This window comes from Dyadobacter sp. OTU695 (genome assembly GCF_038440355.1).
In the GTDB taxonomy this organism is placed as follows: Bacteria; Bacteroidota; Bacteroidia; order Cytophagales; family Spirosomataceae; genus Dyadobacter.
Genome location: NZ_JASATN010000019.1, coordinates 49,389 through 76,022, shown reverse-complemented (window position 1 = coordinate 76,022; position 26,634 = coordinate 49,389). Strand labels below are relative to the sequence as shown.

Genomic DNA, 26,634 nt, shown 5'->3' with positions numbered 1-26,634 from the left:
ATGAAAATCAGATTTCATATAATGCCGCTTATTGCGATGGTTGCGCTCCTGACGGCTTGCGACAAAGACAACTACACCGAACCCAAATCGACGCTCTCAGGCCAGATCGTGTACAAAGGCGAGCCTGTGGGGGTGGAAGAAGGCCAGGTGCGGCTCCAACTCTGGCAGCCCGGTTTTGGCAAGCTGGCGGCCATCGACGCGCCGATCGCGCAGGATGGTTCCTACTCCGCATTGCTTTTCGATGGCAGTTACAAACTGGTTTTTCCAAGAAACCGGGGGCCATTCAAAACGATTGTCAAGGACGCGGCTTCGAAGGATACGGTGTTCGTAAACCTTTCGGGCACCCAGACGTTGGATGTGGAGGTAATACCTTACTACATGATCCGCACGCCGCAGTTCAGCGGGGGCGAGAGTAAGGTGAATGTGTCGCTCAAACTCGAAAAAATCCTGACCGGCAGCGAGGGTAAAGACATCGAAAGGGTCTCATTGTATGTGAACAAAACAGATTTTGTGGCACGCGCTACCAATGTTGCAGTAACGGATATGCCCGGGGCTGATATCAAAGACCTGAATGCCATTAATCTCACAGCCAGCGTCCCAACGCTTTCGCCTGCCCAGGCCTACGTGTTCGCAAGGGTAGGCGTGAAGATTAAGGATGTGGAGGACATGGTTTTCTCGCCGGTCCAGAAAGTCAATTTATAAGGGGTTGATTCCCGCACTAAAACCGAAACTTTTCTTTAAAAACCAATTTGAATGAGGAATTACATTGCACTCCTGCTTGTCGGGCTGATGGCGCTGGCATGTGCAAAGAGTAAAATAGGAGGGCCTGCCGCCGGGGTACAAACCTCCGAGCGATCGGATCCCAAGGTCGGCGCTTCCAAGGGCCGAAGAGCCGAAGTATTGTTTCTGGGGCACAACAGCAAACACCACGATTCGGGTAAATATGCTCCCTGGTTGTCGATCAAGCTTTTCAAAAGCGGGATCAATATGTCGTACACGACCGATCTCAACGATATTAACCCCGAAAATCTCAGCAAATACGATGGCCTGATTATCTATGCCAACCACGATTCACTCCCGCCATCGCAGGAAAGCGCGATGAAAGCATTCGTCGAGGGAGGCAAGGGCCTTATCCCGATCCATTCGGCCTCCGGTTGTTTCAGGAATTCTTCCTGGTATATCAAAACCATCGGCGGCCAGTTTGCCTCGCACAAGACAGGCACATTTAAGAATACTATTCTAAAACCGGATCACCAGGTCATGAAAGGCATTACCGCCTTTCAGACCTGGGATGAAACTTACGTCCACAAAAACCTGAATCCCGATAAGACCGTCCTGGGCGAGCGCGTGGAAGCCCACCCGGAGGGCGAGGTGCACGAGCCTTACACATGGGTGCGCAACGAGGGCAAAGGACGGGTTTTTTACACCGCATATGGTCACGAGGATAGCACCTGGACTAACAAGGGATTTCTCGACCTGGTAAGAAATGGTGTGCTATGGGCGATCGGCGACCAGGTACAGGCGCAGATCGCGGCTCTGAACCTGCCAGACGTTGATATTTACGATGCCGACACAATTTCGCATTATACCAAACGGCACGTGGTGCCTAAAATGCAGGAATCGCTTTCACCCACCGAATCCAACAAGCTGACGCAGATCCCGCCGGATTTTGAAATACAACTTTTTGCTTCGGAGCCTGACATTACCAATCCCATAGCGATGTCGTGGGACGAGCGCGGGCGGCTTTGGGTCGTAGAGTCGGTCGATTACCCCAACACATTCAAGGAAACGGACGGCGCTTCGAACGACCGCATTAAGATTTGCGAAGATACCAATGGTGACGGCAAGGCTGATAAATTCACCGTTTTCGCCGATAAGCTGAACATTCCTACCAGCATGGTTTTTTCAAACGACGGTGTGATCGTTTCCATGGCGCCTGATTTCGTGTTTTTGAAAGACACCAATGGCGACGACGTGGCCGATGTGCGCGAGGTGATTATGACAGGCTGGGGCAAAAACGATACCCACGCCGGCCCGTCTAACCTGCAATATGGATTTGATAATAAAATCTGGGGCGTGCTGGGTTACTCGGCATTCGACGGGACTATCAATGGCAAGAAAATGAGTTTCTCACAGGGCCTTTACCATTTTAAACCGGACGGAAAAGACTTTGAATACCTCGGCAGCAGCAGTAACAACACCTGGGGGCTCGGTTTTACGGAGGATAACAACGTTTTCCTCTCCACTGCCAACAACACGCACAGCGCGTTCTTTTCGATGCCGGGTAGGTTGATGCAGCGTACTTTGGGTGAAGAACAGCAGTCGGTGCAGGCTATTCAGAAGATCGACGGGCATTACGATGCGCATGCCGTAACCCCGAACCTCCGGCAGGTCGACGTTGTAGGAGGCTTCACTTCCGCCGCAGGCCACCATTTTTACACGGCCAGAAATTACCCGAAAGAATACTGGAACCGGATAGCATTCGTCAGCGAGCCTACGATCCGTTTGGTGCACAAATCCATTCTGGAACCGGACGGAGCGGGTTTTAAGGAGAAGGATGGCTGGAACTTCATGGCCAGCTCCGACGAATGGTTTGGACCCGTGCAGGCCGAAGTGGGCCCCGACGGTGCTGTATGGGTTGCCGATTGGTATAATTTCATCATCCAGCATAATGTGTTCGTACCGGCGCAGTCGCCTTCGAAATTCATTCTCCCATTTGAAGAACAGCCGCATGGCCCGGGTAATGCATTCAGCAGCCCCATGCGCGACCTCAATCACGGCCGCATTTACAGAATTGTTTATAAAAAAGGCAGGAAGTCGAATGCATTGAAACTCTCGAAAGACGATTTGCCGGGACTGGTTGCCGCATTGGAAAACGACAATATGTTCTGGCGGATGACCGCCCAGCGCTTGCTTGTGGAGTCGAAAAAACTATCGGTCGTGCCGGATTTGTACAAGATTATCAACAATCCCAAGGTCGATGAAATTGGCTTGAACAGCCCTGCAGTACATGCTTTGTGGACGTTACACGGGCTGGGTATGTTTGATGGCCCGAATGCAGAAGCATTGCAGGTTGTGAACAAGGCATTGAGCCACCCGGCGGCAGGCGTGCGCAAAGCGGCCGCAAGCGTATTGCCGAGGCAAGAGCAGAGTTTTGAAATGCTTGAAAAAGGCATGAACGACGCCAGTTTGAATACCCGGCTAAGTGTGTTCGTGGCCATAGCGGAACTGCCGGCGTCGGAAAAAGCAGGTGCGGCCGTTTACCAGGCCACGCTCGATGAGCAGAATGCGAAGGACCAATGGCTTTCCCGCGCCCTTCTCGCTGCGGCGATCAAACATGAAAAGGGCTTTCTGGCGGCTGCGGGCAATGGTTCGCAGCAGTCGACATTCACCACCCAGGTAACGGAGGCGCTCAGCAAAGAGGTTTATCCATTGGGAAGAAGAAATACGCTGCAATTCCCACCCGATGTGACAGGCAAGGAGATCACAATCCGCGCCACCATTAACAAGGGACGCGACCGTGCATTGCAAGGCTTCATTGCCGGCCAGGGCGGAAAAGATGGCGGGTATGCCCTTTACATCCAGGATGGCAAGCTGATTATGGCCGTGAAACAGCATGGAATGCTCAGCCAGGCAGCCACAACCAGCACATTGCCGGACAAGTTTGACGTAGTAGCGAGCCTCACGCAAGGCGGTAACATCCGTATCGAGATTGATGGCAAAGAAGCGGCTACCGGCAAAGCGCATATGCTTTTCAATGCGCCGCTGAGCAATTCGGTGCGGAGCGGGGAGGATATGGAAGGAGAGGACAGGATCGGAGAATATGAAGGCCGTTTCGGGTTTGTAGGTAATTTTCAAAAAGCATCACTGGAACTGAACCGCCCGAACGAAGCTGGAAATAATGCAGGCGCATCTGCTAAATCTGCTCCGAAGGCCGTCGCTTCCGATGCGATGCTGATCGAACTGAAAGTCGAAAAGGAGATCATGCAGTATGACAAAAAGCTGATTACCGCAAAGGCAGGCCAGAAAGTAGTCATTAACCTTGAAAACCCAGACGGAATGCAGCATAACCTGCTGATCATCAAACCGGGCACGTTGCAGAAAGTAGGCAAGGCCGCGGATGAACTTCTCACTAATCCCAAAGCTGCAGAAATGCAATATGTTCCGAAAATCCCTGAAGTGCTGTATTCCACAAGATTGGTGAACACCGGTGAAACCGTAACACTGGAATTCACAGTACCCAACGAGCTGGGCGACTATCCCTACGTATGCACATTCCCAGGTCACTGGCGCGGTATGAACGGGATCCTGCGCGTGGTGAAGAGTTTATGAGTTTAGAGAGTTCAGGGTTTATGAGTTTAGAGTGGTGTTAATCATTGCTTATACTCGGGAACCTACCTAACGCAAGACTCTCAAATCCATCACCAGCAAGCCTTGACTAATAGCCCCTTAGACTCCTATACTCTGAACTCTAAACTTTAAACTCATAAACCAAAAATGACCCGATCAACCACAAAAGTCATTGCCGCATTACTGCTTCTGTTAGCTATGATTTCCGGCAATGCAATGGCAAACCCCGGAAAGAAAAAGGCGATCCGTGTGCTGCTGGTAGGCGGCGGCGCCTCGCACGATTTCGACCGGTGGTATAAGCAGGAAGATGTTCAAACGCTGCAAAAAGATGGCCTCGCGACGGTGGAATACACCAGCGACCCGACCACCATTCTGGCCAAACTGAAAGACATCGACGTGCTATACCTCAGCAACAACCAGCCTATTGCAGACGAAGCGACGCGCAAAGCCATTTTTGCATTTGTAGACTCGGGAAAAGGCCTGGTACTGGCGCACCCCGCGCTTTGGTACAACTGGGCGGATTGGCCAGAATACAACCAGAAGCTCGTAGGAGGCGGCTCGAAAGGTCATGATAAATACGGGCCGTTTGAAGTAACGATTACCCAAAAGCACCCTGTAACCAAGGGCGTCCCTGAGCATTTCAAGCTGGACGACGAGCTGTATTACTTCAAGCCGGATTCTGCCGGCACGCCCATCGAAGTACTGGCGACAGCCAGAGCCGAAAATTCGGACAAGGTTTTTCCAAGCATTTTCATTGTAAAATATCCGAAGGGAAGAATTGTAGGCATTGCATTGGGCCATGATGCAAAATCGCATACCATTGAGCCATATCAAACCATTCTGAGAAACGCAGTAGAATGGGCATCAAAGTAGGCCCCATTTCCTCGGGGTTGAAACCCCGGGCCGAAAATGTTCGAGCCTCTGGCTCAGAAAAAAGAGCCGTAGGCTCGAACAAAGAAGCAAATCAATCCATTTCTTAACCCCGGGTTTCAACCCGGGGGCTTTAAACAAAATAACAATGAGCGACAAGCAAATCACAGTAATTATCGTGGGTATGGGTTTCGGGAAGGAGTTTATTCCCATTTATCAAAGTCATCCGAATATCAAAGCCGTTGGTATCTGTACCCGCAGCAAACAAACCCGCGACGAGCTGACCGCCAAGTTCAATCTCGACCCTAACCTGGTTTTCGAACACTTCGAAGACGTTCCCAAGCGCGACGACGTGGACGCAATACACGTGGTAACTCCCGTACCCGACCACGCCCGCATGACGCTCGCGTCCCTGAATGCCAACAAACACACCGCGTGCACCATTCCGATGGCCATGACTGTCGAAGATTGCAAGGCCATTGTAGAGGCCAAGCGCCGCTCAGGTAAGGTGTATATGATGATGGAAACCGCGCTTTATACCCGTGAATTTCTCTATGGCCTGAACCTGGCACAAACCGGTCAGCTGGGACGCATTCAGTTTGTGCGCGGATCGCATATTCAGGATATGAGCATGGAAGGCTGGGGCGAGTACTGGAAAGGTTACCCGCCGATGCTGAATGGCACGCATGCCATTTCCCCGCTTTTGAAAATCAATAATACCATTGCTGAAACCGTCGTTTGCCATGGCTCCGGCCGTCTGAGCGATGATCTTGCTAGTCGCTACGGATCGCCTTTTGCCGTTGAAACAGCCACATTTACATTGAAAGGCACCGATGTGGTAGCAGAAGCAACCCGTTCGCTGTTCGACGTCGTGCGTCAGTACCGCGAGAGTTACGATGTGTATGGCACCAAAATGTCGTTCGAATGGGAGCAGTTGCAGGATGAGGAGCATGTGATATTTGATGGTGGTGAAAATGCGTCGCGCATCAATGTGCCGGATACCGACGAACTCCTGATTGAACCCATCAAGCATTTCACCAAACGCGAGAGGATCGACGATCCGAACCACGTTTCTTTCCTTCAGGGCGCCGGCCATGGCGGTTCCCACCCGCATTTGGTGCAGGAATTCGTGGCAGCGATTGTCGAAGGCCGTGATTCGGCAGTGGACGCCGCATTGGCCGCCAACTACACCTGCGCGGGCATTTGCGCACATGAGTCGGCCATGAAGGGCGGTATCCGTGTGAATGTCCCGAGTTTTGAAGCATAATTTATCCTACTAAAAGAGCCAGGCATTACAACCTGGCTTTTGCTAATCCTGAACCCTTATGTTATTTGGAGCCAGCACCTTCATCTGGGTATCCCCATTCTCGACGGCCAATATCGATCTGCTCACCAAGGTGAAGAACATGGGCTATGACATTATCGAAATAGCCGTCGAAGACACCAGTATCATCGACTGGAAACTCATCAAAGAGACAGCCCGCGACCTCAACCTGAAAATCACCATCAGTGGTGCATTCGGGCCGGAGCGGGACATTTCAAGTACCGATCCCGCATTTCGCGAGATTGGCAAGCAGTACATCATCGATTGCATCCGCATTGCCGAACAAATGGGCAGCCCGGTTTTTGGCGGGCCTGTTTATTCGGCCGTTGGCAAAACCCGCATTGTTTCGGAAGAACAGAAAAAGCAGGAACGCGAGTGGTGCGTGAATATATTGAAAGAAGTGAGTCAGATTGCCGGGGACTACGGGGTAATCCTTGGCCTGGAACCTTTGAACCGCTTCGAAACCGATATGATCAACACGGTCGATCAGGCATTGTCAATTTTAGGTGAAGTAGGGAGTCCGCATCTCAAAATCGTGCTCGACACGTTCCATTCCAATATCGAGGAAAAAGATATTCCGGCTTCGATCAGGAAAATCGGGAAAGATTTGCTTTGTCATGTACAAGGCAACGAAAGCGACCGCGGCACACCGGGAACCGGCCATCTGGAATGGCAGGGCATTCAGGAAGCGCTTACCAACATCGGTTATGACGGCGCCGTAGTGATCGAAACCTTCGGACAACCCTCCAAAGAACTTGCGCGTGCGGCCTGCATCTGGCGACCACTGGCGAACAGCGCCGATGAGCTGGCGGAAGAAGGGCTCGCCTTCTACAAGAAAATGTTTGTCCCAACACATTCTACCATCAATGCGTAACATCCTGATTATCTTCTTGTCCATCATAGCGGCAAACCTGAAAGCGCAGGTGCCCGTCGATTTAAAAGGTTTTGACAAGAAAAGTGGTGTCCAGGCGGTCGTCAGCGATGCAATGCTGAACGTGGAATGGCCCGCCGGCAATGCGGAAACGGGGAAAGTTTCCATTGATTTAAACAAAACAAATCCGCTGATCGGCAGCCTGGGTATTGGTACCAAAGAAAAGCAATACACCATCGCCCGCAATCTCGATCCGGCCGTTATCCTCACGGTAGGCAAGCGTGACCTCGTTTCGCAGAATGGCTGGAATATTTTCTTTGATAAAACCGCCTACCAGAAATACCAGAGCTACGCCGTCACGCTTGACAAAACCGATATAAAAGTGGCCAGCAATGGCTCCCGCACGGAAATTACCGTGAACGGCGCCAATGCGGGGCCGTTCTCCGGATCCATTCAATTCACATTGTACAACGGCAGTCCGCTGATGAACATCGCAGCGGTGATGTCGACGAACATCGATTCGCTGGCAGTGATTTACGACATAGGGCTTACGTCTCGCGAAAGCCCCTGGCAGAAACTTTTCTGGGCCGATACCGAGGATTTTATGCGTAATGTGACGGTAGCCAAAATGGATACGGTCGAGATGATGGCCGTCAAATACCGCACAATCATAGGTCAGGGAAAAGAAGGTAACCTGGCTGTATTCCCCGCGCCGCACCAGTATTTTTATCCGCTCGATAATTGCTATAACCTCGAACACATCTGGTATGGCGAGAACTATCGCAGCCTGCTTCCCGGGTTCGGCATCGGTATCCGCCACGATCTGCTCGGTGACCGCAGGTGGGTACCATGGTTCAATGCGCCTCCCGGGACGCAGCAGCGTTACAATTTCTTCTGCTTGCTGAGTCGGGAAAAGGATGGCAAGGTGCTGGAAAATGTGAAGGCATTTACGCATTCGGACAAATATGAGCCCATTCCTGGCTATTATACCATGTCCAGCCACTTTCATCAGGAGCATGTCGACGACGTTCTGACGCGCAAGCCGCTGCCCGATATGCCGGGCTTTGTAAAGGCTTTCAGAAATACGGGTGTGAATATCGTGCACCTGGCAGAGTTTCACGGTCCGGGCAGCCCGCGTGGGCCGGAGGCGAAGCGCTGGCCGGAACTGAAAATGATGTTTGCGGAATGTGCACGGCTTTCCGGAGGCAATTTTCTGTTGTTACCAGGCGAGGAGCCGAATAATTTCTTTGGCGGGCACTGGATGAATATTTTTCCAAAGCCGGTTTATTGGCTCATGTCTCGGGAGAAGGATCAGCCTTTTGTGGAAGACCACCCTGAATACGGCAAGGTTTACCGCATTGGCAACAAAGACGAAATGCTGAAATTACTGGAAATGGAAAACGGACTCGCGTGGACGGCCCACGCGCGTACGAAGGGCTCCACCGGTTTTCCCGACAAACATAAGGACGAGGCATTCTTTAAATCCGATCATTTTCTGGGCGCTGCATGGAAGGCTATGCCGGCCGATCTGTCGCAACCGAAACTCGGGAAACGCGTGCTGGACCTGATGGATGATATGGCCAATTGGGGTTATAAAAAGAATGTGCTGGCCGAAGCGGACCTTTTCCGGATTGAGCCGGATTATGAATTGTACGGGCATTTGAATGTCAATTACCTTCAACTCGACCAGCTTCCTCGCTTCGAAGACGGCTGGCAGCCAGTGTTGGATGCCATTCGGAAAGGGAGGTTTTTCGTCACGACCGGCGAGGTTTTGATCCCCTCATTTAAAGTGAATAATGCCGTGGTAGGCGAAACAACCAGGGCGGACCCGAAAGGGAATGTAGAAATCAGCCTGGACGCCCAATGGACTTTTCCCCTCAATCGCGCCGAGGTGATCTCCGGCGATGGAAAGGAAGTTTTTCACGACATGATTAATTTGAGCGACACACAGGCATTCGGCCAGAAGAGTTTTAAATTTACCCAAAACATGAAAGGCCGGAAATGGCTGCGTGTGGAGGTCTGGGATGTGGCCGCGAATGGCGCATTCACCCAGATTGTCTGGCTTGAATAACGATATTAAACCGAAACAAAATGATTAAACCACTCTTATCACTGCTAATACCACTGATGCTGACTGGTCCGGGAGGCCCGGGCGATAAGGAATACAAAAACCCGGTTTTCGAACCCATTCTGGCCGATCCGACGGTCGTGAAGGCCGACGACGGATACTTTTACGCTTACGGAACGCAGGACGACTGGGGAGATGGCAGCGGTTCACGGCTGGTACCGATTGTGCGTTCTAAAGACCTCGTGCATTGGGATTATGTCAAAGAGGCATTTACTACCAAACCTGCCTGGAAAGAAAAAGGCGGCATTTGGGCTCCTGACGTCGTGAAAGTGAATGGGAAGTATCACATGTATTATGCCTATTCGACCTGGGGCGATGTGAACCCGGGTGTTGGGCTCGCGATCGCAGATGCGCCGGCCGGTCCGTTTGTGGACCAGGGAAAGCTGTTTAATAGCGTGGACGTGGAAGTACCCAACTCGATCGATCCGTTTTACCTCGAAGTTGATGGCAAAAAGTATGTATTCTGGGGTAGTTTCAGCGACAAACCTACGCAAGGCACTTACGGCGTGGAACTGTCGGCCGACGGCAAATCGGTGCCGGATCTTTCGAAGAAATTCAAAATAGCAGCGGGCGATTTCGAGGCGGTGATGATCCAGAAAAAAGGCGATTACTACTACTTTTTAGGTTCGAAAGAAAGCTGCTGCGAATTTGAAAAAAGTAAATACCACATCCGGGTAGGGCGTTCCAAATCCATTTTCGGGCCGTTTCTCGACCAGGATGGCAAGGATTTGAAAGAACGCGGCACAGGCACCATATTGCTCCATGGCAATGATGTATATGCCGGGCCGGGGCATAATGCACGCTGGATAACCGACGATGCGGGCGCCGACTGGCTTTTGTACCATGCGATCCGCAAGGCCGAACCCAGGGTTTCTACCGGAGCCAATCGTCGCGTTTTAATGCTGGATAAATTGATCTGGAAAAACGGATGGCCCGAAATTTCCAATGCGGAGCCAAGCATAGAAAACCGGCCTGCACCGCTTTTTAAATAACAAAACCAATTCTAAACACCTGATGAAATTGTTAAAAACGACGATCTGGGCTGTTGCAGCCTGCCTGATGTTGCAGAACTGCGCCAAGAAAGCAGATGAAAAGAAAGAGGAAACGCCCGCACAGGAGCAAGCTGCCGGGAACCCGGGCGCCGGCCGTGAAATATGGCCCAAAGAGCAAGCCAAGGACTGGTATGCCAAGCAAGGCTGGCTGGTAGGCGCCGATTTCCTGCCTAGCACGGCTATTAACCAGCTCGAAATGTTCCAGGCGGAGTCTTTCGACACCGCTACCATCGATAAAGAGCTCGGCTGGGCGCAAAACATTGGTATGAACACTATGCGCGTATACCTGCACGATCTGCTCTACCAGCAGGATTCCGCAGGGTTCATCAAACGCCTCGACACTTTCCTGGACATTACCAAAAAGCACAATATCAAACCCGTGCTGGTGCTGTTCGATTCCTGCTGGGATCCATTTCCGAAACTGGGTAAGCAACGCGACCCTAAGCCAGGTGTTCATAACTCAGGCTGGGTACAAAACCCGGGTTTCAACGCATTGAAGGATAGCACGCAGTATCCGCGCCTGGAAAGGTATGTGAAAGGTACCGTTGCGGCATTCGCTAACGACGACAGGGTACTGATGTGGGATATCTGGAATGAGCCGGATAACACCAACAACAGCTCGTACGGTAAAGTGGAATTGCCCAACAAAGTGGCTTACGTTTTGCCACTGATGGTAAAATCGTTCGAATGGGCACGTTCGGTGAACCCTTCGCAGCCGCTGTCATCCGGCGTATGGGCAGGCGACTGGTCGACGCCGCAGACGTTGAAACCAATCGAAAAAGCGCAAATCGAGCAGTCGGACGTCATTACGTTCCATAACTACGAAAATGCGCAGGAGTTTGAAAAACGCATCAAGTGGTTGCAGCAATACGACCGTCCGCTGATCTGTACCGAATACATGTCGCGCGGAAATGGCAGCTTCTTTGAGGGTTCACTGCCTGTTGCCAAGAAATACAATGTGGGTGCCATCAACTGGGGCCTTGTGGATGGCAAATCACAGACTATTTATCCTTGGGACAGCTGGAAAAAGACCTACACCAAAGAGCCCGACCTGTGGTTCCACGATATTTTCAGAAAAGACGGAACGCCTTACAAGCAGGCTGAGGTCGATTTGATTAAGAAATTAACCAGCGAGAAAAAGAGCTAGTTTTAAATAACAAACAGCCCGGAAGCGATTCCGGGCTGTTTGTTATTGTTCCTGTTTTTGTTGCAATCGATTGTAAGCTGATTCCAAAAGACTCTCTAGGAAAAACCTGTTCATGTCTCTGCCCAGTTCGTCGGAATTGGCATAAACGCCTTTGAGAGGCTGCGGTTTGAAATCTTGCATTTTCTTTGCTTGTGTTTTCATCCTGATCATATTTAAATTAGAAATCGGCTGGTAACGAAGAAATATTGATAGGGCTGATTGGGTTCAAACAGTTCGCGTTTCCGTTATCATTTCTGATTCCCCATATCACATATTTTTCCAACAGTTTATCGAGATCTCGAGAAATGGCAATTCTGTATAGTCGGGTTTTTGCATCGGTATTTCCCATAAACACAATGACAGCCCTCGGATTGGCAGCGGTAAAAGTTTCAAATGTTTTGGTAATTGTCGCCATGGTGGGTTTTACGTCTGCATTGCTATTGTTGATAGTCGTTGAGAGCTTCCCGTCCCATTGGACTTCTGCTAATGTCAGGGAAAATAAAAAAGGAATCTCGGTCTCTTTGTAAAGTATCGCTTTATGGGTTGCAGTATAGCCAATACTTAGAAAGTCAAAGCGGCAACCATCTTCAAGAACTTTAACATCGTAAAAGGGCTGATCCATAACATAGTGCTGTATTCTCACAACATTACGCATTCCAACCCACCCTCTCCAAATCCGATTAGCAGGCGGTTGCCTTTTTTTCAAGATCCTGCTTCCGGGCAAAGTTTTCGATTTTCAACCGGCGAAATCATTCCGAATGAATATCTTCACGGCCAGAATTCTTAACCCCAACCTTATGAAATTGAAGTACTCATTGATGTCGCCGTGGCTACTGGCGGCAGCCATGCTTGTGCCGTTTGCGGTAAATGCGCAGAAAAAGCAATCCAAACCCAACGTCATTTTTATCTACGCCGACGATGTCGGCTATGGCGACCTTAGTGCTTATGGCGCCACAAAAATCAGCACACCTAATCTCGACCGCCTCGCCAAAGAAGGCATTCGCTTCACGAACGCGCACGCGAGCTCGGCTACGTGTACGCCCTCACGCTTCGCGCTCATGACAGGCAAGTATCCCTGGCGGCAAAAGGGTACGGGCGTGCTTCCCGGCGATGCGTCGCTGATCATTCCGACTAACCAACTTACATTGCCGGCAATCTTTCAGAATGCAGGTTATAAAACCGCATCAGTTGGCAAGTGGCACCTGGGACTGGGTGAAACCAATAAGACGATCAATTGGAATAAACCCATTACCAAAGGCCCAAATGAAGTCGGGTTTGATTATGCCTTCTTCTTTCCCGCAACCTCAGATCGTGTTCCGACGGTTTTTGTCGAAAATCACGATGTGCAGGACCTCGACCCGGCCGACCCTATCGAAGTCGATTATTCGAAGAAAATCGGCAATGAACCCACGGGACTTGAAAATCCCGATTTGCTAAAACTACCCGCTTCGCCCAATCATGGGCATAACAATACCATTGTAAACGGCATTGGTCGGATCGGCTGGATGACAGGCGGTAAACAGGCCCGGTGGACCGACGAAGAAATCGCGCATGTGTTTCTCAGCAAAGCAGAACAATTTATAGAAGACAACCGCAAAAGCCCGTTTTTTCTCTATTTCTCGCTCAACGATATCCACGTTCCCCGGATGCCCAGCACGCAGTTTAAAGGCAAAAGCAAAATGGGATTGCGGGGTGATGTGATCCTGCAAATGGACTGGATGGTAGGGGAGATTTTGAAGAAACTCGACGAGCTCAAAATCGCCGACAACACGCTGGTCATCTTTTCAAGCGACAACGGCCCGGTACTGGACGACGGCTACGCCGACCGCGCCGTCGAACTGGCGAAAGGCCACAGCGCCGCAGGCCTGCTGCGTGGTGGCAAATACAGCGCATTCGAGGGGGGCACCCGTGTCCCCTGGCTGGCGCGCTGGCCACAGGTGATTAAGCCAGGTACCGTTTCAGATGCGTTGATTTGCCAGATCGACATGATGGCTTCGTTCGCGCATTTCTTCCAGCAGAAACCGGAAAGTGAGGAGGCTGTGGACAGTTTTAATGTAATGGATGCGATGTTGGGCAAAAGCCAGATCGGCCGTAGCTGGCTGATCAAGCAGGGTGGGGCATTGTCGATCACGCAGGGGAACTGGAAGTACATCGAGCCGCGTGAAGGAAAGGCGGTGGCAGAGCTTACCAATATCGAGACTGGCGCTAATCCCAAACCTCAGTTGTATGATTTGAGTAAAGATATCGGGGAGAAAAACAATATGGCGGACAAGTATCCGGCGAGGGTAAAGGCGATGGCCGCGGAACTTGAAAAGGTTCGAGAGGCTGGACGAAGTCGTTGATTTTTTCAAAATTTACTACTACACCGCGTTACCATTTCAAACTCTCTGCGTCTAAATGCATAAACTCCTAACCGGTTTATGCTAAAAAGATACTTTACCTCCGTATTCGCGCTGCTGGCGTCATTGGCCGGCAGCGCCCAAAACGTTTATTTTCACCAGGATTTCAGCCAAACCACCGGGCTGATCAACCCGCAGCCCGATACCGGCCAGTTCAGCCACGTTATTCTCACGGCTCCGGCACTGTCCTACCACAAATTTCACAAGGGCTATATGGAGCTCACCCGTAGCCGGCTGGATTCAGCAACGGGAGGTATTATACGTGCTATGCGCGCCACGCCGTTCAGTCCCGGCCCCGAAACGCTCGTTGTCCGTATTACATTTAGCGTGGAAGGGATTCAGGCAGCTGCATTGAATGCCATCTATTTCTATGTTGGCGAGGATTTCAACCCTGTCAACAACTCATTCCCGGGTAACGGATTGATGTTTGCCAAATGCTCGGTTAACTTTCTTGAAAGTGGTTTTAATATTAAAGACCTGGAAACCAGGCAGGTAAGTGAAACTTACTCCGAAAAGAAGCAGGTGACCCTCACATGGGCGCTGAATAACTCGGAAAAGCCTTTTTCTTACCACGTTACGGCATCCACCGAAGAAACGGTGCAGCCGGGCACATACGATCTGTGGGCCGATAACCAGCCCGTAGCGAGGGCTACAAAAGCCTATCCCGGTGCGTCCGCCTATTCCAAAACCAAGCTTTCCAACTTCGAAATGCGCTTCCGGAATGGGGTAGGTAAGGTCCGGATCGATGAAATATCCATCGGCGACGAGAAAACGAAACCAGTCGAGAATAATGCATTCGTAGCACCGAATCCGGCCAAAAGAGACCATATTACGCTCTCCGCAAAAGAGGTAAATGCGGCCTCGGTCCGTCTGATCGATGTAAATGGTAAGGTACTGCCTTCGAAAACGGTTATCGAGGGCCTGGACAAATTAAGCCTGAAACCGTTGAGCCCGCCCGCTTCCGGGGTTTATTTTTTGCAATTACAAAATCAGAATGGTCAAAAGCAGGTACTTAAAGTGATGATCGAATAGTTTTTCAGATAGGACGATAACCTGATTCAATTAAACTTATCTTGTAAAATAAATTGAGTTTGCCGTTAAGTTTGACTTATTTAGTCTTCCCTTTCAACAAGTTATGAATTCAAAGTCCTCTTTTCCGGAAGATCGCGTGCTCTGGCAGGATTTCCTGGCAGGGGAGGTGCGGGCGTTCGAAAAGCTGATGTCCGATAATTTCCGCCTGCTTTTCCGCTACGGGAGCAAGTTTTCCAAAGACCGCGAACTGGTAAAGGACAGTATTCAGGACCTGTTTCTGATACTGTGGGAAAAAAGGGACAACCTCAGTCCTGACGCGGCAGTAAAGCCTTATCTGATGGCTTCGCTCCGGCGGCTTATGCACCGGCAGGTGTCTTCGCGCACATGGGTGGGCGGGGAGGCATTGCAGGAGGAGGACGACTATTTCGAAATCGAGTTCTCGGTGGAGGACGACTACATCCGAAACGAGGCGACCAATACCCGCACGTACCAATTGCAGAAACTGCTGAATGCATTGCCGCGACGGCAGAAGGAAGTGGTGTACCTCAAATTTTTCCAGGAACTCAGCCGGGAACAGATCGCCGAGGTAATGGCCATTACGCCGCAGACGGTTTCTAACTTGCTTCAAATCGCTATCCGGCATTTGAAAATGCATTGGAAAGTGGAATTCCTCATATTTTTTCTGCTGCATTTTCTATTCTAAATCCCAGATCATCAGTCTTTCCGGAGATTTTTATTCTTTTTTGAAGAAATAATTTAAAAATTGTTGGTATCCGGCGTCCGGCCTTGTCTATACTCATTTAGACACAATGAACTGGTATGGACCGCTACAACGATTTTTCTGTTGAAGACTTTGTCTGGGACGATTTCTTTCGCCAATGGACATTGTCGCCCACTCCTGAAACCGACGCGCTTTGGGACGACTGGATTGACGCTAATCCCGAAATGCTCGAAAAAATAGAGCAAGCCAAAGCTATTGTGCTTTCCCTGCGCCTGCACGAGGCGGAGATCGACGATGCGGAGATTAATCAGGTGGTGAAACAGACCGTCGGCCGGATTACCGAAACCAGTGAGGAGCCCGCCCGGACTTCCCGTCGGTTGGTACCGGTATTTTCCATCCCCTGGATGCAGTTTGCTGCCTCAGTGGCATTCATCATGCTCCTGGGCTGGGCCGTTTATTCGGTGATGATTAAAAGGGAAGAAAAGCCGCAGCTCGGCCAGCAGGACAGCATGATCGAGCGCAGCGAATCGCTTACCGAAAAGGTCAATTCGACCTCCCAAACCATGGAACTGGCATTGAGCGACGGCAGTAAGATCAGCCTTGCACCAAAAGGCCGCATTCGCTATCCCGAACGGTTCGATGGGGAGCGACGGGAGGTATTTCTTGAAGGAGAAGCGTTTTTCGACATTGCGAAAGATCCCGGTCATCCGTTTCTGGTGTATGCCAATGGATTGGTGACGAAGGTCCTCGGTACCAGTTTTCGCATCAAAGCCTATGGCGGTTCCCGCGAAGTGACCGTGGAAGTGAGAACTGGAAAAGTATCGGTATTCGCACAGTCGGATCCGCATTTGAAAGAGAAGGTGGCCGACAAGCAGTTGCAGGGCGTCGTGCTTACCCCGAACCAGAAGATCATCTACGCCCGTAACGAGGTCAAAATGGTGAAAACGCTGGTCGAAAAGCCTGAAATAGTGGTTGCCAAGGAGGAAATCCCCCAGTTTGAATTTGAAGATACACCAGCCAGCGACGTTTTTAACACCATCGCCAGGGCCTATGGCATCGATATTCTCTACGATGAGGCATTACTGAAAGATTGCCCGCTCACCGCACGCCTCGACAACCAGACACTTCATGACAAGCTCAGTATTATATGCAAGGCCGTAGAATCCAGCTATGAGATCGTCGATGGTCAGGTGATTATCCACAGCAAAGGATGCAGGAATTAACCACAAACAATCACGTAACCCTTTAAAAACCAGAACAGAAAAAACAGAAAGTTTACCCAAAGAAAAGAGCCGGCAATGTTCCCGCATCACCGGCTCCGAAAAATTCCCTGACAGGTTGGTCGCCATTACCCTCCCCAGTGGGAGGCAGGGATCGTTTTGCCAAATTTCCTATTCTACAAAACAATCAAATCTATGAAAAAACCTTTAAAGTACCGTAGGGTATTACTGTGGACCATGCGAATGACAGCTACTCAACTCATGCTTGCCTTTGTATTTATCGTTGCGGGTTATGCACGTGAAGGTAGCGCGCAATCCCTCCTCAGCCAGAAAGTGTCGGTGACAGCGAACGGCAGTGAAGTAAAGAAGGTACTCAGCCAGGTGGAAAAACAGGTCGATGTACGCTTCGTGTTCAGTTCCAAACTGATCAAATCGGCCCGGAAAGTGACAGTTTCACTAAAAGATAAGCCATTATACGAAGCGCTCGACCATATTCTGACGCCGCTCGGGCTCGACTACGAAGTGTCGGGCAAGATCATCATCCTTAGAAGAATAGAAACCAGTGCGCCCGATGCGCCGGCAGGGCAACCTATTCCGGCTAATGCACCCAAACGGGCAGTTTCCGGCAAAGTACTCGATGGCGAGTCGAACACGGGACTACCCGGCGTGAGCATTGTCCTGAAAGGAACGCAAACGGGCACAACCACTTACACCGACGGTACTTTTCAGCTCGAAATTCCCGAAACAAGCGCGCCCAATTCAGTGCTGGTTTTCAGTTTTGTAGGTTATAAATCCCAGGAAATTGTGCTGGGTAGCCAAACCGACCTGACGGTCAGTCTGATGCTGGAAGATAAGTCGTTACAGGAAATCGTCGTGATCGGTTACGGCCAGATCAAAAAAAGCGATCTTACAGGCTCGGTTTCTTCCATTAAATCGTCGGAACTGAATGCCTACCCGGCTACCAACCTGGTGCAGTCGCTCGCGGGGCGTGCGGCGGGTGTGTACGTTTCGCAGAATACGGGCGCTCCGGGCAGTCCCATCAGCGTGCGCGTCAGGGGAACCAACTCCATTCAGGGCAGCAACGAGCCGCTTTATGTGGTCGATGGTTTTCCCTATTCCGGCAATCCTACTTTGTTGAATAATGCTGATATAGAGTCGATTGAGGTTTTGAAAGACGCTTCCGCCACTGCTATTTACGGGTCGCGCGGGGCTAATGGCGTCGTTTTGATCACTACCAAAAAAGGCAAGGCAGGCCGCGTGAGCGTCGATTACGACGGTTATTATGGCGTGCAGACCATCCGTAAAAAGCTGGATCTGATGAATGCCACCGAATATGCCAACTTTTACAACGAACAGGCAGCTAACGACGGGCTTGCCCCGCATTTCACAGCCGACCAGATAGCAGGTTTCGGGAAAGGCACGGACTGGCAGGATTTGGTATTCCAAAAAGCGCCCGTGCAAAACCATGCATTGACTGTAAGCGGCGGTAACGAAAAAACACGCTTCTCGGTAGCAGCCAGTAATTTCAGTCAGGACGGGATTGTGATCGGTAGCGACTATGTCCGGAATGCGTTGCGCATTAACCTCAGCTCCGATATTGGCAAGAAGTTCAAATTCGATCTGAGCTCGCTGCTAAGCCGTATCGATTCCGACCGCAAAAATTCTGAAAGAGGAAACCGCGGAGGAACGCTGATGTCGGCGATGCTTTCGGGCTATCCGACCATTCCGGCGACGCTTCCCGACGGCAGCTATTCGAGATTGGCCGAGGCTTATGCGTGGGGTTCCAATGTGATTACTAACCCTTTGAACTACCTCTACCAGTATTCGGATGTAATCCGGTCCAACAAAGTGCTTACTAACGGCGCCATTACCTTTGAACCCATTAAGGGGCTGACATTCAAAACGCTGGCCGGTATTGAAAGCACCGACGACCGAACCGATACTTATACCACGACCAAGTTTGTAAACTCGAAAGGTAGCGCCGCAGTGGGCACGGCAAGGACAACCAGCATTTTAAGTGAAAACACCGTAAGCTACCTGAGAGATTTTGGCAAGCACAGCGTTTCAGCGGTAGCCGGTTTCACCTATCAGGATTATACACAAACCACGCTTTCAGCCTCCGGAGGCGGTTTTATTAGTGATTACCAGGAAACCTACGACATCGGTGCCGCCGCTACCCAGGGCGTTCCGAGCACATCCTATCTCAAATGGTCATTGCTCTCCTACCTGGCGCGTGTCAATTATACTTTTAACAGCAAAATACTTGCAACGGCCAGCTTCCGTGCGGACGGATCGTCGCGGTATAGTGCCGGGCAGAAATGGGGCTTTTTCCCGTCGGGAGCGCTGGCATGGCGTATGTCTGAGGAGGAGTTTATTAAGAATATCCCGTTCATTTCCGATCTGAAAATCAGGGCAGGGTACGGTGAAACGGGAAACACTTCCATCCAGCCATACTTCACATTGAACCAGCTTGCTTCGGGGCAGGTAGTATTTGGCGACGCATTCATGACCTCCTATGCACCAGGTACCCGGCTCGCGGGATCGTTGAGATGGGAAACTACCGCTCAGACCGACTTCGGTATCGACCTCGGGCTCTGGAATAACCGCGTGAATGTAACGGCCGATTATTATATCAAAAACACCCGAGACCTGCTGAACAACGTAGCGTTGCCATCGTCCTTGGGGTACACTTACACTATTCAGAATATCGGAAAAATTCAAAACAAGGGTTTCGAGCTGGGTATCAATGCAGCTGTCCTGGAAGGAGCATTTAAATGGAATGTGTCGACCAATCTGTCCATTAACAAGAACAAGGTCGTGAAGCTTTATGGCGGAAATGACATTCTGGGGCAGACAATCGGTGCAGCGGTGAACGATAACGTGAATATCCTCCGTGAAGGTTATCCGCTCGGATCGTTCTATGGTTATGTGGAAAAAGGGTACGACGACAAGGGTTTCATCGCCTACGAAGATTACAATAACAGCGGCAGCCGTGACGCCGGTGACAAGCAGATCATCGGTAACCCGAATCCCAAGTTTACATACGGCTTCAATTCGAACATGTCATTCAAGAACTTTGAACTGACATTCTTCATCCAGGGATCGCAGGGTAACGACATATTCAACCTCAGCGCGCAGGGACAAGGCTACGACTACGGGCAGGCCCTCAATATGCCACGGGGAGTGTATCTTGACCACTGGACGCCGCAGAACATCAATGCCAAATATCCGATTATCAAAACCTCTTCACAGGCGCAAATGTCGAACCGTTTTGTGGAGGACGGATCTTACCTCCGCTTCAAGAACATCCAGCTGAGCTACAATCTGCCGGTTTCGAAGCTGCACATCAAATGGATGAAATACGGACAGCTGTACGTGAGCGGCCAGAACCTGATCACATTGACCAAGTACTCGTGGTACGATCCGGAAGTGAATTCTTACGGAGGTAGTAACTCCTTCGTTCAGGGCGTCGACCACTACGTGTATCCGGTGGCGAAAACCACCACAGTGGGTCTCAGAGTAGGTTTTTAAGGTCAGTTTTTACAACCGGTTAAAGAAATTATTGATATGAAGAAGATATTCACCAGTTTGTTTTTGGCAGCGGTTTGCATGGCTTGCTCTGATATTTTGGAGGAAAAACCGAAGTCGCTATCCTCAGAGAACTTCTATAATACCGCATCGGAAGCGAAGGCGGCCGTAAATGCGATCTACGGGCCGATGCGCACCGATCCTGCATTGTCGACAAACTATCCCGCTCAGCTGGAAGGCTTGGCCGACTATGGCAACTCGCGCGGAACGCAGACGGCCGTAAGCTTGTACCAGGGCCTCGACAATACAAACATCAACCGCGTGGCGACGATTTGGGACAACTTTTACCAATCCATCCGGAATGCGAACCTGGTCATCGCCAATGTGCCGAAAGGAACCAGTATGACGGATGCCGAGAAGGCTTCGTTCGTAGCCGAAGCCAAGTATATGCGGGCGCTGATCTACTTTGCGCTCGTGCGTAACTGGGCGGGTGTGCCATTGCGCACGGAGGAGAATATGACCGTGGCCGACATTCCGAGGTCGAGCGTCGGTGATGTGTACAAACTCATCGTGGCAGACGCATTGATAGCCGAAAGCGGGCTGCCGGATAACCCCTCGGAGATTGGTCGTCCTACCAAATGGGCAGCCAAGACGCTGCTTTCGGAAGTTTATATGTACCTCGAACAATGGGAATCTTCCAGCGCGAAGGCGAAGGAAGTGATCGATTCGAAAAAATACTCGCTGGTACCGGTGACCGTTTCGGAGGACTTTCAGAAGATATACGGGCCCGAGGTCGTCAATACGCCGGAAGAGATATTTTATTTCAAATACTCACGTCAGCAGGGATTCGGCTTGGTAAGCTACGCCCACCGCAAAATCGGTCAGTATAACTATTATGGCCCGGGGGGCGTGTATGCGCAATACACCGATTCTGTGTCCAATCCGGTGATTAAAAACTGGGATTTCAAGGATTTGCGCAAAAATCACATGTTTTACAATGTGGACATTGGCCTTGGCAGTACTTCCTTGCTCTACCGCAAATACCGCGATCCGCTCGCAACCGGCGGCGCGGGCAACGACTACCCATGGTACCGCTATGCCGACCTGCTTCTTTTCCATGCCGAGGCAGACGCACGTGCAAACGGAAAACCAACCGCGGAAGCGCTCGAAAGCCTGAACAAAGTACACCGCCGTGCCTACGGTAAGCCCGCGGAAGCGGTTTCAGCGGTCGATTTCAAACTTGCTGATTTTACATTACAAACCTTCATTGACAAGGTGGTGCAGGAACGGGGCTACGAAACGATGTACGAAGGCAAGCGCTGGAACGACCTGAAACGGTTAGGAATTGCCAAACAGCGCATTTTGGAAGTAAAGAATATCGTGGTCGCTGAAAAGCACATGCTGTGGCCGATCCCGAACTCCGAGATTTTGTATAACAAGGCCATTACTGCCAAGGATCAGAATCCGGGTTACTAAACGTTTCATAATCATTTAAAAGACAATGAGAAAAAGAATAGCAATTGCGCATTTCGCCTGCTTGTTCGCATTTCTGTTCGCAGGGTTCCGGTCGGTTGCCGGGGCCCCGGTCCAGGCGGATGTCTGCATCTACGGCGCGACCTCCGCAGGTGTGATCGCGGCCTATACGGCGAAGAAGATGGGTAAGACGGTCGTGCTCATCGAGCCGGGCGGGCATTTGGGAGGTATGACTACCGGAGGCCTCGGCTATACCGATATTGGTAATAAATATGCCATTACCGGCCTTTCCCGCGACTTTTACCGGCGTATTGGCAAGCATTACGGCAAGTTCGAGCAATGGACATTTGAGCCGAAAGTTGCCAAACAATATTTGCAGCAATACCTCGATGAAGCGGGGATCAAGGTGATCTACCGAAGCCGGGTGATCAGCGCCAGCAAATCAGGTGCTGAGGTCAAATCCATTGTTTTGGAAAATAGTATTAAACCTGATTCCAAGACCAATCAGACCATTTCGGCAAAAATGTTCCTCGACTGCACTTATGAGGGCGATCTGATGGCGAAAGCCGGCGTTTCCTACGCGGTGGGCCGCGAGGCGAACAGCGATTACAACGAGACGATCAACGGGGTGCAATTGATGAAAGGGCATCAGCTGCCGGACGGCATCGATCCCTATAAAATCGAAGGAAAGCCGGAAAGCGGCCTGCTCTGGGGCGTTTCCCCGGCAACGCTGGAACCAAACGGTACGGGCGACAAAAAAGTGCAGGCCTATAATTACCGTATTTGCCTCACCTCGGATCCGGCCAATATGGTACCGATTACCAAACCGGAAGGTTACGATCCGACGCATTTCGAACTTCTTGCCCGCCTGATCGCGAAGCAGCCGGAACGGAAAACGTTGAACGATTACTTCATCTGGAGTAAAATGCCCAACAACAAAACGGACATTAACAACCGCAACGGCTTCTCGACGGACATGATCGGTATGAACTACGAATACCCGGATGCCGATTATAGAAAACGGGAAGCGATCATCAAATCCCACGAAGCCTATACCAAAGGCCTGCTTTACTTTTTTGGCCACGACACGCGCGTGCCAATGGAGCTGCGCGAGGCAATGCTGAAATGGGGTTATCCCAAAGACGAATATGTGGAAACCGGTAACTGGTCGCCCCAGCTGTATGTGCGTGAAGCGCGGCGGATGGTCGGAAGCTATGTGATGACCCAGGCGAATTGCGAGGGCAAGGAAGTGGTAAAAGACGGCGTGGGAATGGCGGCTTACACCATGGATTCGCATAATATCCAGCGCATTGTCGTGAATGGGATGGCCAAAAACGAAGGTAATGTCGAGATCGGCGGGTTTGGTCCGTACCCTATTGCTTACGGCTCGCTGGTGCCGAAAGAAAAAGAGTGTACCAACCTGCTGGTGCCTGTCTGCCTTTCGGCTACACACATTGCCTATGGCTCTATCCGCATGGAGCCTGTGTTTATGGTGCTCGCCCAATCATCGGCGATTGCTGCAGTGATGGCGATCGATTCGAAGAAGAGCGTGCAACAAATCGATATCACGAAATTGCAGGCAAAGCTGAAAGCTGATCCGTTGGTAAATGGTAAAACGCCGGAAATTTTGGTCGATAATGAGGATAGCAAGCATGTTTCTGTCAAAGGGAACTGGGAGCAGGTCAAAAAAGGAGGGTATGGGCCGTCTTTCCTAGCTTCTGAGGCAAACAGCGGTTCGGTGACTTTTACGCCTGAGGTGCCTTTTGCCGGCAGCTACCAGGTCTACGTCTATTTCCCGAAAGTGGCTAAACCGGCTTCGGAAATAAAGCTTTCGGTGAAAGCGGGAAATGAAATCAAGAACATTTCAGTACTTGAAAAGGACATTGTCGTCGAAGGACAAACCTCGGGTGAATGGTACCACGTAGGTAAATTCAATTTATCCAAAGGAAATGACTCTTCGGTGAATATTTCATCGGAAGGGGCCTCGGGGGCTGTGGCGGCCGATGCCGTTCTGTTCGTGCCTGAGTCGAAATAGAAATTTGGCTGTCGGCTGGCAGCTATCGGCTATCAATCAATCTTAAATCTTAATTCGGCATTAATGAAAAAAATACTCTTACTGGTTGCAATCGTTATTTCTCACCTCATGCCGCGCGTTGCTTTTTCGCAGTCGTACGAAGCGGATGTGATTGTTTACGGCGGTACTTGCGCGGCGGTTACGGCGGCGGTACAGGTCGTTAAATCCGGCAAAACCGTGCTCGTGGTTTCGCCAGACAAGCATTTGGGCGGGCTTTCCTCCGGTGGTCTGGGTTTTACCGATACCGGCAATAAATCGGTGATCGGTGGCCTCGCCCGCGAGTTTTACCACCGCGTTTACCTGCATTACGATAAACCCGAAGGCTGGCAGTGGCAGAAAAAAGAAGAGTACGGCAACAAAGGCCAGGGTACGGTAGCCATGGACGGTGCCGAACGCACGATGTGGATCTTCGAACCGCACGTGGCCGAGCAGGTTTTTGAGGATTTTGTGAAAGAAAACAATATCAAAATCTACCGCGACGAATGGCTCGACCGCGGCAGAAGCGGCGTTGAGAAGAGCAACGGACGCATTGCCTCGTTTAAAACTTTAAGCGGTAAGACTTTCAAGGGCAAAATGTTCATCGACGCCACTTACGAGGGTGATCTGATGGCCGCCGCGGACGTGAAATACCATGTAGGACGTGAGGCCAACAGCGTTTATAATGAGGAATGGAACGGTATTCAGGCGGGCGTTTTCCAGCACAGACATTATTTCGCAAAGAATATCAGCCCATATAAAGTGGAAGGCGATCCGAAAAGTGGCCTGCTGCCTTATGTAACAGCTGAAAAGATTGGTAAGAATGGCGACGGAGACCACAAAATCCAGGCCTACTGCTTCCGTATGTGCCTTTCGTCGCATCCCGACAACCGCATTCCGTTCGCCGAGCCCGCAGGTTACGATCCCGGCAAATATGAACTGCTCGCACGTGTGTACAAGGCCGGCTGGACTGAAACCTTCGACAAATACGATCCTATCCCCAACCGCAAAACGGACACCAACAACCACGGCCCGTTCAGCACGGATTTCATCGGCCAGAACTACGACTACCCCGATGCTTCCTACGAGCGTCGTAAGGAGATTATCAAAGAGCATGAACTGTACCAGAAAGGCCTGATGTATTTCCTCGCCAACGACCCCGCGGTACCGGCCGACGTGCGCACGAAGGTGAATGAATGGGGTTTGCCGAAAGACGAATTCAAGGATAATGGCGGCTGGCCGCACCAGATTTACGTCCGCGAGGCTCGCCGCATGCTCGGCCAGAGCGTGATGACCGAGAATGAAACGCTGGGTAAAAAAGCGGTATCACAATCGGTTGGAATGGGATCCTACTCGCTCGACGCACATAATGCGCAGCGCTACGTAAAGGAAGACGGTTTCGTGCAAAACGAAGGCGACATTGGTGTGCATCCCAAGACCCCTTATGCTATCTCCTACGGTTCTATTATTCCCAAAAAGGCGGAATGCGAAAACCTGCTGGTGCCGGTGTGTGTGTCGGCGTCGCATATTGCCTACGGATCGATTCGTATGGAGCCGGTTTTCATGATCCTCGGCCAGAGCGCAGCTACTGCCGCCGTGCAGGCGATCGATAGCAAAGTGGCCGTCCAGGATGTGGATTACGGCAAACTCAAAGAGCAGTTACTGAAAGACAAGCAAAAGCTGGAACTCTGAGGAAATGTGACCGGTCACTCAGTCGGCCTACCGGTCACTCGGTAATATGCCGTGTTGGAAAAATGGTAGTTTAATTTCGTGATTATTTATCACTAAAAAAGGCAACCATGAAAATTCCATCCATGAAAAATCTGGCAAATTACCTGATGTTATTTGTGTTCGCGGTAGCGATACTAGCGTGTAGTAAAGACTCCGACGATCCGACGCCGGAAAAACCTTCGGGCAATGCCGTCGAAGGCACCTGGAAAATCAAGGCGATGAACATCGACCCGGCCCAGAACGGCATTACCGACATACTCGCGTACTTCGAAGCGCTTACCGGGAAGAAATGCCTGTCGGAAACGGAGCTTACTTTTAAAAGCAATGGCACCGTAGGGGCGAAAGTGCCTATTGGCTGTGACGACATTCTTGACCAGGCAGATGTGGTAGATGACACGTCCAAATGGGCCGTAAAAGACAAGAAAATAGTCCTCACGGAAGGCTCCGACGTAACCGAGTTCGATCTCGAAACCAGCGCTAACGAAATGAAATGGTCGTCCAATGAGGAAGAAGACGGCGTCAAATACAAGATCACCATCGTATTCAAGAAAAGTTAGACAATGAAAGCAAGAGAAAGCCATTATCAACCAAACAAAACTTTCTCTTTAAATTTTATTAATTTACCAACGAATAGCCGGGCTTATGTCCGGCTATTTGCATAATATTGCAAGTTATTCCGATGAAACCCATACAAAAACA

Annotated in this window: 19 protein-coding genes; 17 read left to right on the top strand and 2 right to left on the bottom strand. The window is 50.8% G+C overall.

Features of this window, described 5'->3' with window-relative positions; translation table 11 throughout:
- The 8 genes from AAHB90_RS26355 (at position 1) to AAHB90_RS26320 (ending at position 11,742) form a co-directional block, all read left to right on the top strand.
- Positions 1–702 carry a DUF3823 domain-containing protein gene (locus AAHB90_RS26355; RefSeq protein ID WP_342088222.1) on the top strand — a complete coding sequence of 234 codons (702 nt, stop codon included), beginning with the start codon at positions 1–3 and terminating at the stop codon, positions 700–702.
- Positions 703–753: 51 nt separating this feature from the next.
- Complete coding sequence (locus AAHB90_RS26350) at positions 754–4,332, top strand: PVC-type heme-binding CxxCH protein (protein WP_342088221.1); 3,579 nt, start codon at positions 754–756, stop codon at positions 4,330–4,332.
- A gap of 165 nt (positions 4,333–4,497) precedes the next feature.
- Positions 4,498–5,223 carry a ThuA domain-containing protein gene (locus tag AAHB90_RS26345; RefSeq protein ID WP_342088220.1) on the top strand — a complete coding sequence of 242 codons (726 nt, stop codon included), beginning with the start codon at positions 4,498–4,500 and terminating at the stop codon, positions 5,221–5,223.
- Between the two features lie 145 nt (positions 5,224–5,368).
- Complete coding sequence (locus AAHB90_RS26340) at positions 5,369–6,487, top strand: Gfo/Idh/MocA family protein (protein WP_342088219.1); 1,119 nt, start codon at positions 5,369–5,371, stop codon at positions 6,485–6,487.
- Between the two features lie 58 nt (positions 6,488–6,545).
- Positions 6,546–7,418, top strand: coding sequence for a sugar phosphate isomerase/epimerase family protein (locus AAHB90_RS26335; RefSeq protein ID WP_342088218.1), 873 nt, complete (start codon positions 6,546–6,548; stop codon positions 7,416–7,418).
- Complete coding sequence (locus AAHB90_RS26330) at positions 7,411–9,486, top strand: hypothetical protein (protein WP_342088217.1); 2,076 nt, start codon at positions 7,411–7,413, stop codon at positions 9,484–9,486. The genes AAHB90_RS26335 and AAHB90_RS26330 overlap by 8 nt, the downstream gene beginning before the upstream one ends.
- Positions 9,487–9,506: 20 nt before the next feature.
- Positions 9,507–10,535, top strand: a complete 1,029-nt coding sequence (locus AAHB90_RS26325; RefSeq protein ID WP_342088216.1) for a family 43 glycosylhydrolase — start codon at positions 9,507–9,509, stop codon at positions 10,533–10,535.
- 22 nt (positions 10,536–10,557) lie between these two features.
- Positions 10,558–11,742: a cellulase family glycosylhydrolase gene (locus AAHB90_RS26320; RefSeq protein WP_342088215.1), complete on the top strand. Its 1,185-nt coding sequence runs from the start codon at positions 10,558–10,560 to the stop codon at positions 11,740–11,742.
- A 42-nt stretch (positions 11,743–11,784) separates the two neighbouring features.
- Here the strand turns inward: AAHB90_RS26320 and AAHB90_RS26315 are convergent, their stop codons facing one another.
- Positions 11,785–11,943 carry a hypothetical protein gene (locus tag AAHB90_RS26315; protein WP_342088214.1) on the bottom strand — a complete coding sequence of 53 codons (159 nt, stop codon included), beginning with the start codon at positions 11,941–11,943 and terminating at the stop codon, positions 11,785–11,787.
- Positions 11,944–11,959: 16 nt separating this feature from the next.
- Positions 11,960–12,403 (bottom strand): DUF6934 family protein, encoded by a 444-nt coding sequence (locus AAHB90_RS26310; RefSeq protein ID WP_342088213.1) that lies wholly within the window; start codon positions 12,401–12,403, stop codon positions 11,960–11,962.
- A 175-nt stretch (positions 12,404–12,578) separates the two neighbouring features.
- Between AAHB90_RS26310 and AAHB90_RS26305 the strand changes: the two genes are divergently transcribed.
- From AAHB90_RS26305 to AAHB90_RS26265, 9 genes are all read left to right on the top strand, one after another.
- The gene (locus AAHB90_RS26305; RefSeq protein WP_342088212.1) at positions 12,579–14,123 is read left to right on the top strand and encodes a sulfatase family protein; all 1,545 of its coding nucleotides are present in this window, start codon (positions 12,579–12,581) and stop codon (positions 14,121–14,123) included.
- A 78-nt stretch (positions 14,124–14,201) separates the two neighbouring features.
- The gene (locus AAHB90_RS26300) at positions 14,202–15,212 is read left to right on the top strand and encodes a T9SS type A sorting domain-containing protein (protein ID WP_342088211.1); all 1,011 of its coding nucleotides are present in this window, start codon (positions 14,202–14,204) and stop codon (positions 15,210–15,212) included.
- 103 nt (positions 15,213–15,315) lie between these two features.
- A complete protein-coding gene (locus tag AAHB90_RS26295) occupies positions 15,316–15,915 on the top strand; it encodes an RNA polymerase sigma factor (protein ID WP_342088210.1) in 600 nt (199 codons plus the stop codon).
- 116 nt (positions 15,916–16,031) lie between these two features.
- The gene (locus tag AAHB90_RS26290; protein ID WP_342088209.1) at positions 16,032–17,156 is read left to right on the top strand and encodes a FecR family protein; all 1,125 of its coding nucleotides are present in this window, start codon (positions 16,032–16,034) and stop codon (positions 17,154–17,156) included.
- A gap of 192 nt (positions 17,157–17,348) precedes the next feature.
- Complete coding sequence (locus tag AAHB90_RS26285) at positions 17,349–20,684, top strand: TonB-dependent receptor (protein WP_446717930.1); 3,336 nt, start codon at positions 17,349–17,351, stop codon at positions 20,682–20,684.
- A 36-nt stretch (positions 20,685–20,720) separates the two neighbouring features.
- The gene (locus tag AAHB90_RS26280; protein WP_342088208.1) at positions 20,721–22,157 is read left to right on the top strand and encodes a RagB/SusD family nutrient uptake outer membrane protein; all 1,437 of its coding nucleotides are present in this window, start codon (positions 20,721–20,723) and stop codon (positions 22,155–22,157) included.
- 25 nt (positions 22,158–22,182) lie between these two features.
- Positions 22,183–24,189, top strand: coding sequence for an FAD-dependent oxidoreductase (locus AAHB90_RS26275; protein ID WP_342088207.1), 2,007 nt, complete (start codon positions 22,183–22,185; stop codon positions 24,187–24,189).
- Positions 24,190–24,297: 108 nt separating this feature from the next.
- A complete protein-coding gene (locus AAHB90_RS26270; protein ID WP_446717933.1) occupies positions 24,298–25,896 on the top strand; it encodes an FAD-dependent oxidoreductase in 1,599 nt (532 codons plus the stop codon).
- 107 nt (positions 25,897–26,003) lie between these two features.
- Positions 26,004–26,492 carry a lipocalin family protein gene (locus AAHB90_RS26265; RefSeq protein WP_342088205.1) on the top strand — a complete coding sequence of 163 codons (489 nt, stop codon included), beginning with the start codon at positions 26,004–26,006 and terminating at the stop codon, positions 26,490–26,492.
- The last annotated feature ends 142 nt before the right edge of the window (positions 26,493–26,634 follow it).

Excerpts from the sequence above, each read along its gene's own strand:
- AAHB90_RS26355 (WP_342088222.1), top strand. The coding sequence starts at position 1 with ATGAAAATCAGATTTCATATAATGCCGCTTATTGCGATGGTTGCGCTC.
- AAHB90_RS26350 (WP_342088221.1), top strand. The coding sequence starts at position 754 with ATGAGGAATTACATTGCACTCCTGCTTGTCGGGCTGATGGCGCTGGCA.
- AAHB90_RS26345 (WP_342088220.1), top strand. The coding sequence starts at position 4,498 with ATGACCCGATCAACCACAAAAGTCATTGCCGCATTACTGCTTCTGTTA.
- AAHB90_RS26340 (WP_342088219.1), top strand. The coding sequence starts at position 5,369 with ATGAGCGACAAGCAAATCACAGTAATTATCGTGGGTATGGGTTTCGGG.
- AAHB90_RS26335 (WP_342088218.1), top strand. The coding sequence starts at position 6,546 with ATGTTATTTGGAGCCAGCACCTTCATCTGGGTATCCCCATTCTCGACG.
- AAHB90_RS26330 (WP_342088217.1), top strand. The coding sequence starts at position 7,411 with ATGCGTAACATCCTGATTATCTTCTTGTCCATCATAGCGGCAAACCTG.
- AAHB90_RS26325 (WP_342088216.1), top strand. The coding sequence starts at position 9,507 with ATGATTAAACCACTCTTATCACTGCTAATACCACTGATGCTGACTGGT.
- AAHB90_RS26320 (WP_342088215.1), top strand. The coding sequence starts at position 10,558 with ATGAAATTGTTAAAAACGACGATCTGGGCTGTTGCAGCCTGCCTGATG.
- AAHB90_RS26315 (WP_342088214.1), bottom strand. The coding sequence starts at position 11,943 with ATGAAAACACAAGCAAAGAAAATGCAAGATTTCAAACCGCAGCCTCTC.
- AAHB90_RS26310 (WP_342088213.1), bottom strand. The coding sequence starts at position 12,403 with ATGGATCAGCCCTTTTACGATGTTAAAGTTCTTGAAGATGGTTGCCGC.
- AAHB90_RS26305 (WP_342088212.1), top strand. The coding sequence starts at position 12,579 with ATGAAATTGAAGTACTCATTGATGTCGCCGTGGCTACTGGCGGCAGCC.
- AAHB90_RS26300 (WP_342088211.1), top strand. The coding sequence starts at position 14,202 with ATGCTAAAAAGATACTTTACCTCCGTATTCGCGCTGCTGGCGTCATTG.
- AAHB90_RS26295 (WP_342088210.1), top strand. The coding sequence starts at position 15,316 with ATGAATTCAAAGTCCTCTTTTCCGGAAGATCGCGTGCTCTGGCAGGAT.
- AAHB90_RS26290 (WP_342088209.1), top strand. The coding sequence starts at position 16,032 with ATGGACCGCTACAACGATTTTTCTGTTGAAGACTTTGTCTGGGACGAT.
- AAHB90_RS26285 (WP_446717930.1), top strand. The coding sequence starts at position 17,349 with ATGAAAAAACCTTTAAAGTACCGTAGGGTATTACTGTGGACCATGCGA.
- AAHB90_RS26280 (WP_342088208.1), top strand. The coding sequence starts at position 20,721 with ATGAAGAAGATATTCACCAGTTTGTTTTTGGCAGCGGTTTGCATGGCT.
- AAHB90_RS26275 (WP_342088207.1), top strand. The coding sequence starts at position 22,183 with ATGAGAAAAAGAATAGCAATTGCGCATTTCGCCTGCTTGTTCGCATTT.
- AAHB90_RS26270 (WP_446717933.1), top strand. The coding sequence starts at position 24,298 with ATGCCGCGCGTTGCTTTTTCGCAGTCGTACGAAGCGGATGTGATTGTT.
- AAHB90_RS26265 (WP_342088205.1), top strand. The coding sequence starts at position 26,004 with ATGAAAATTCCATCCATGAAAAATCTGGCAAATTACCTGATGTTATTT.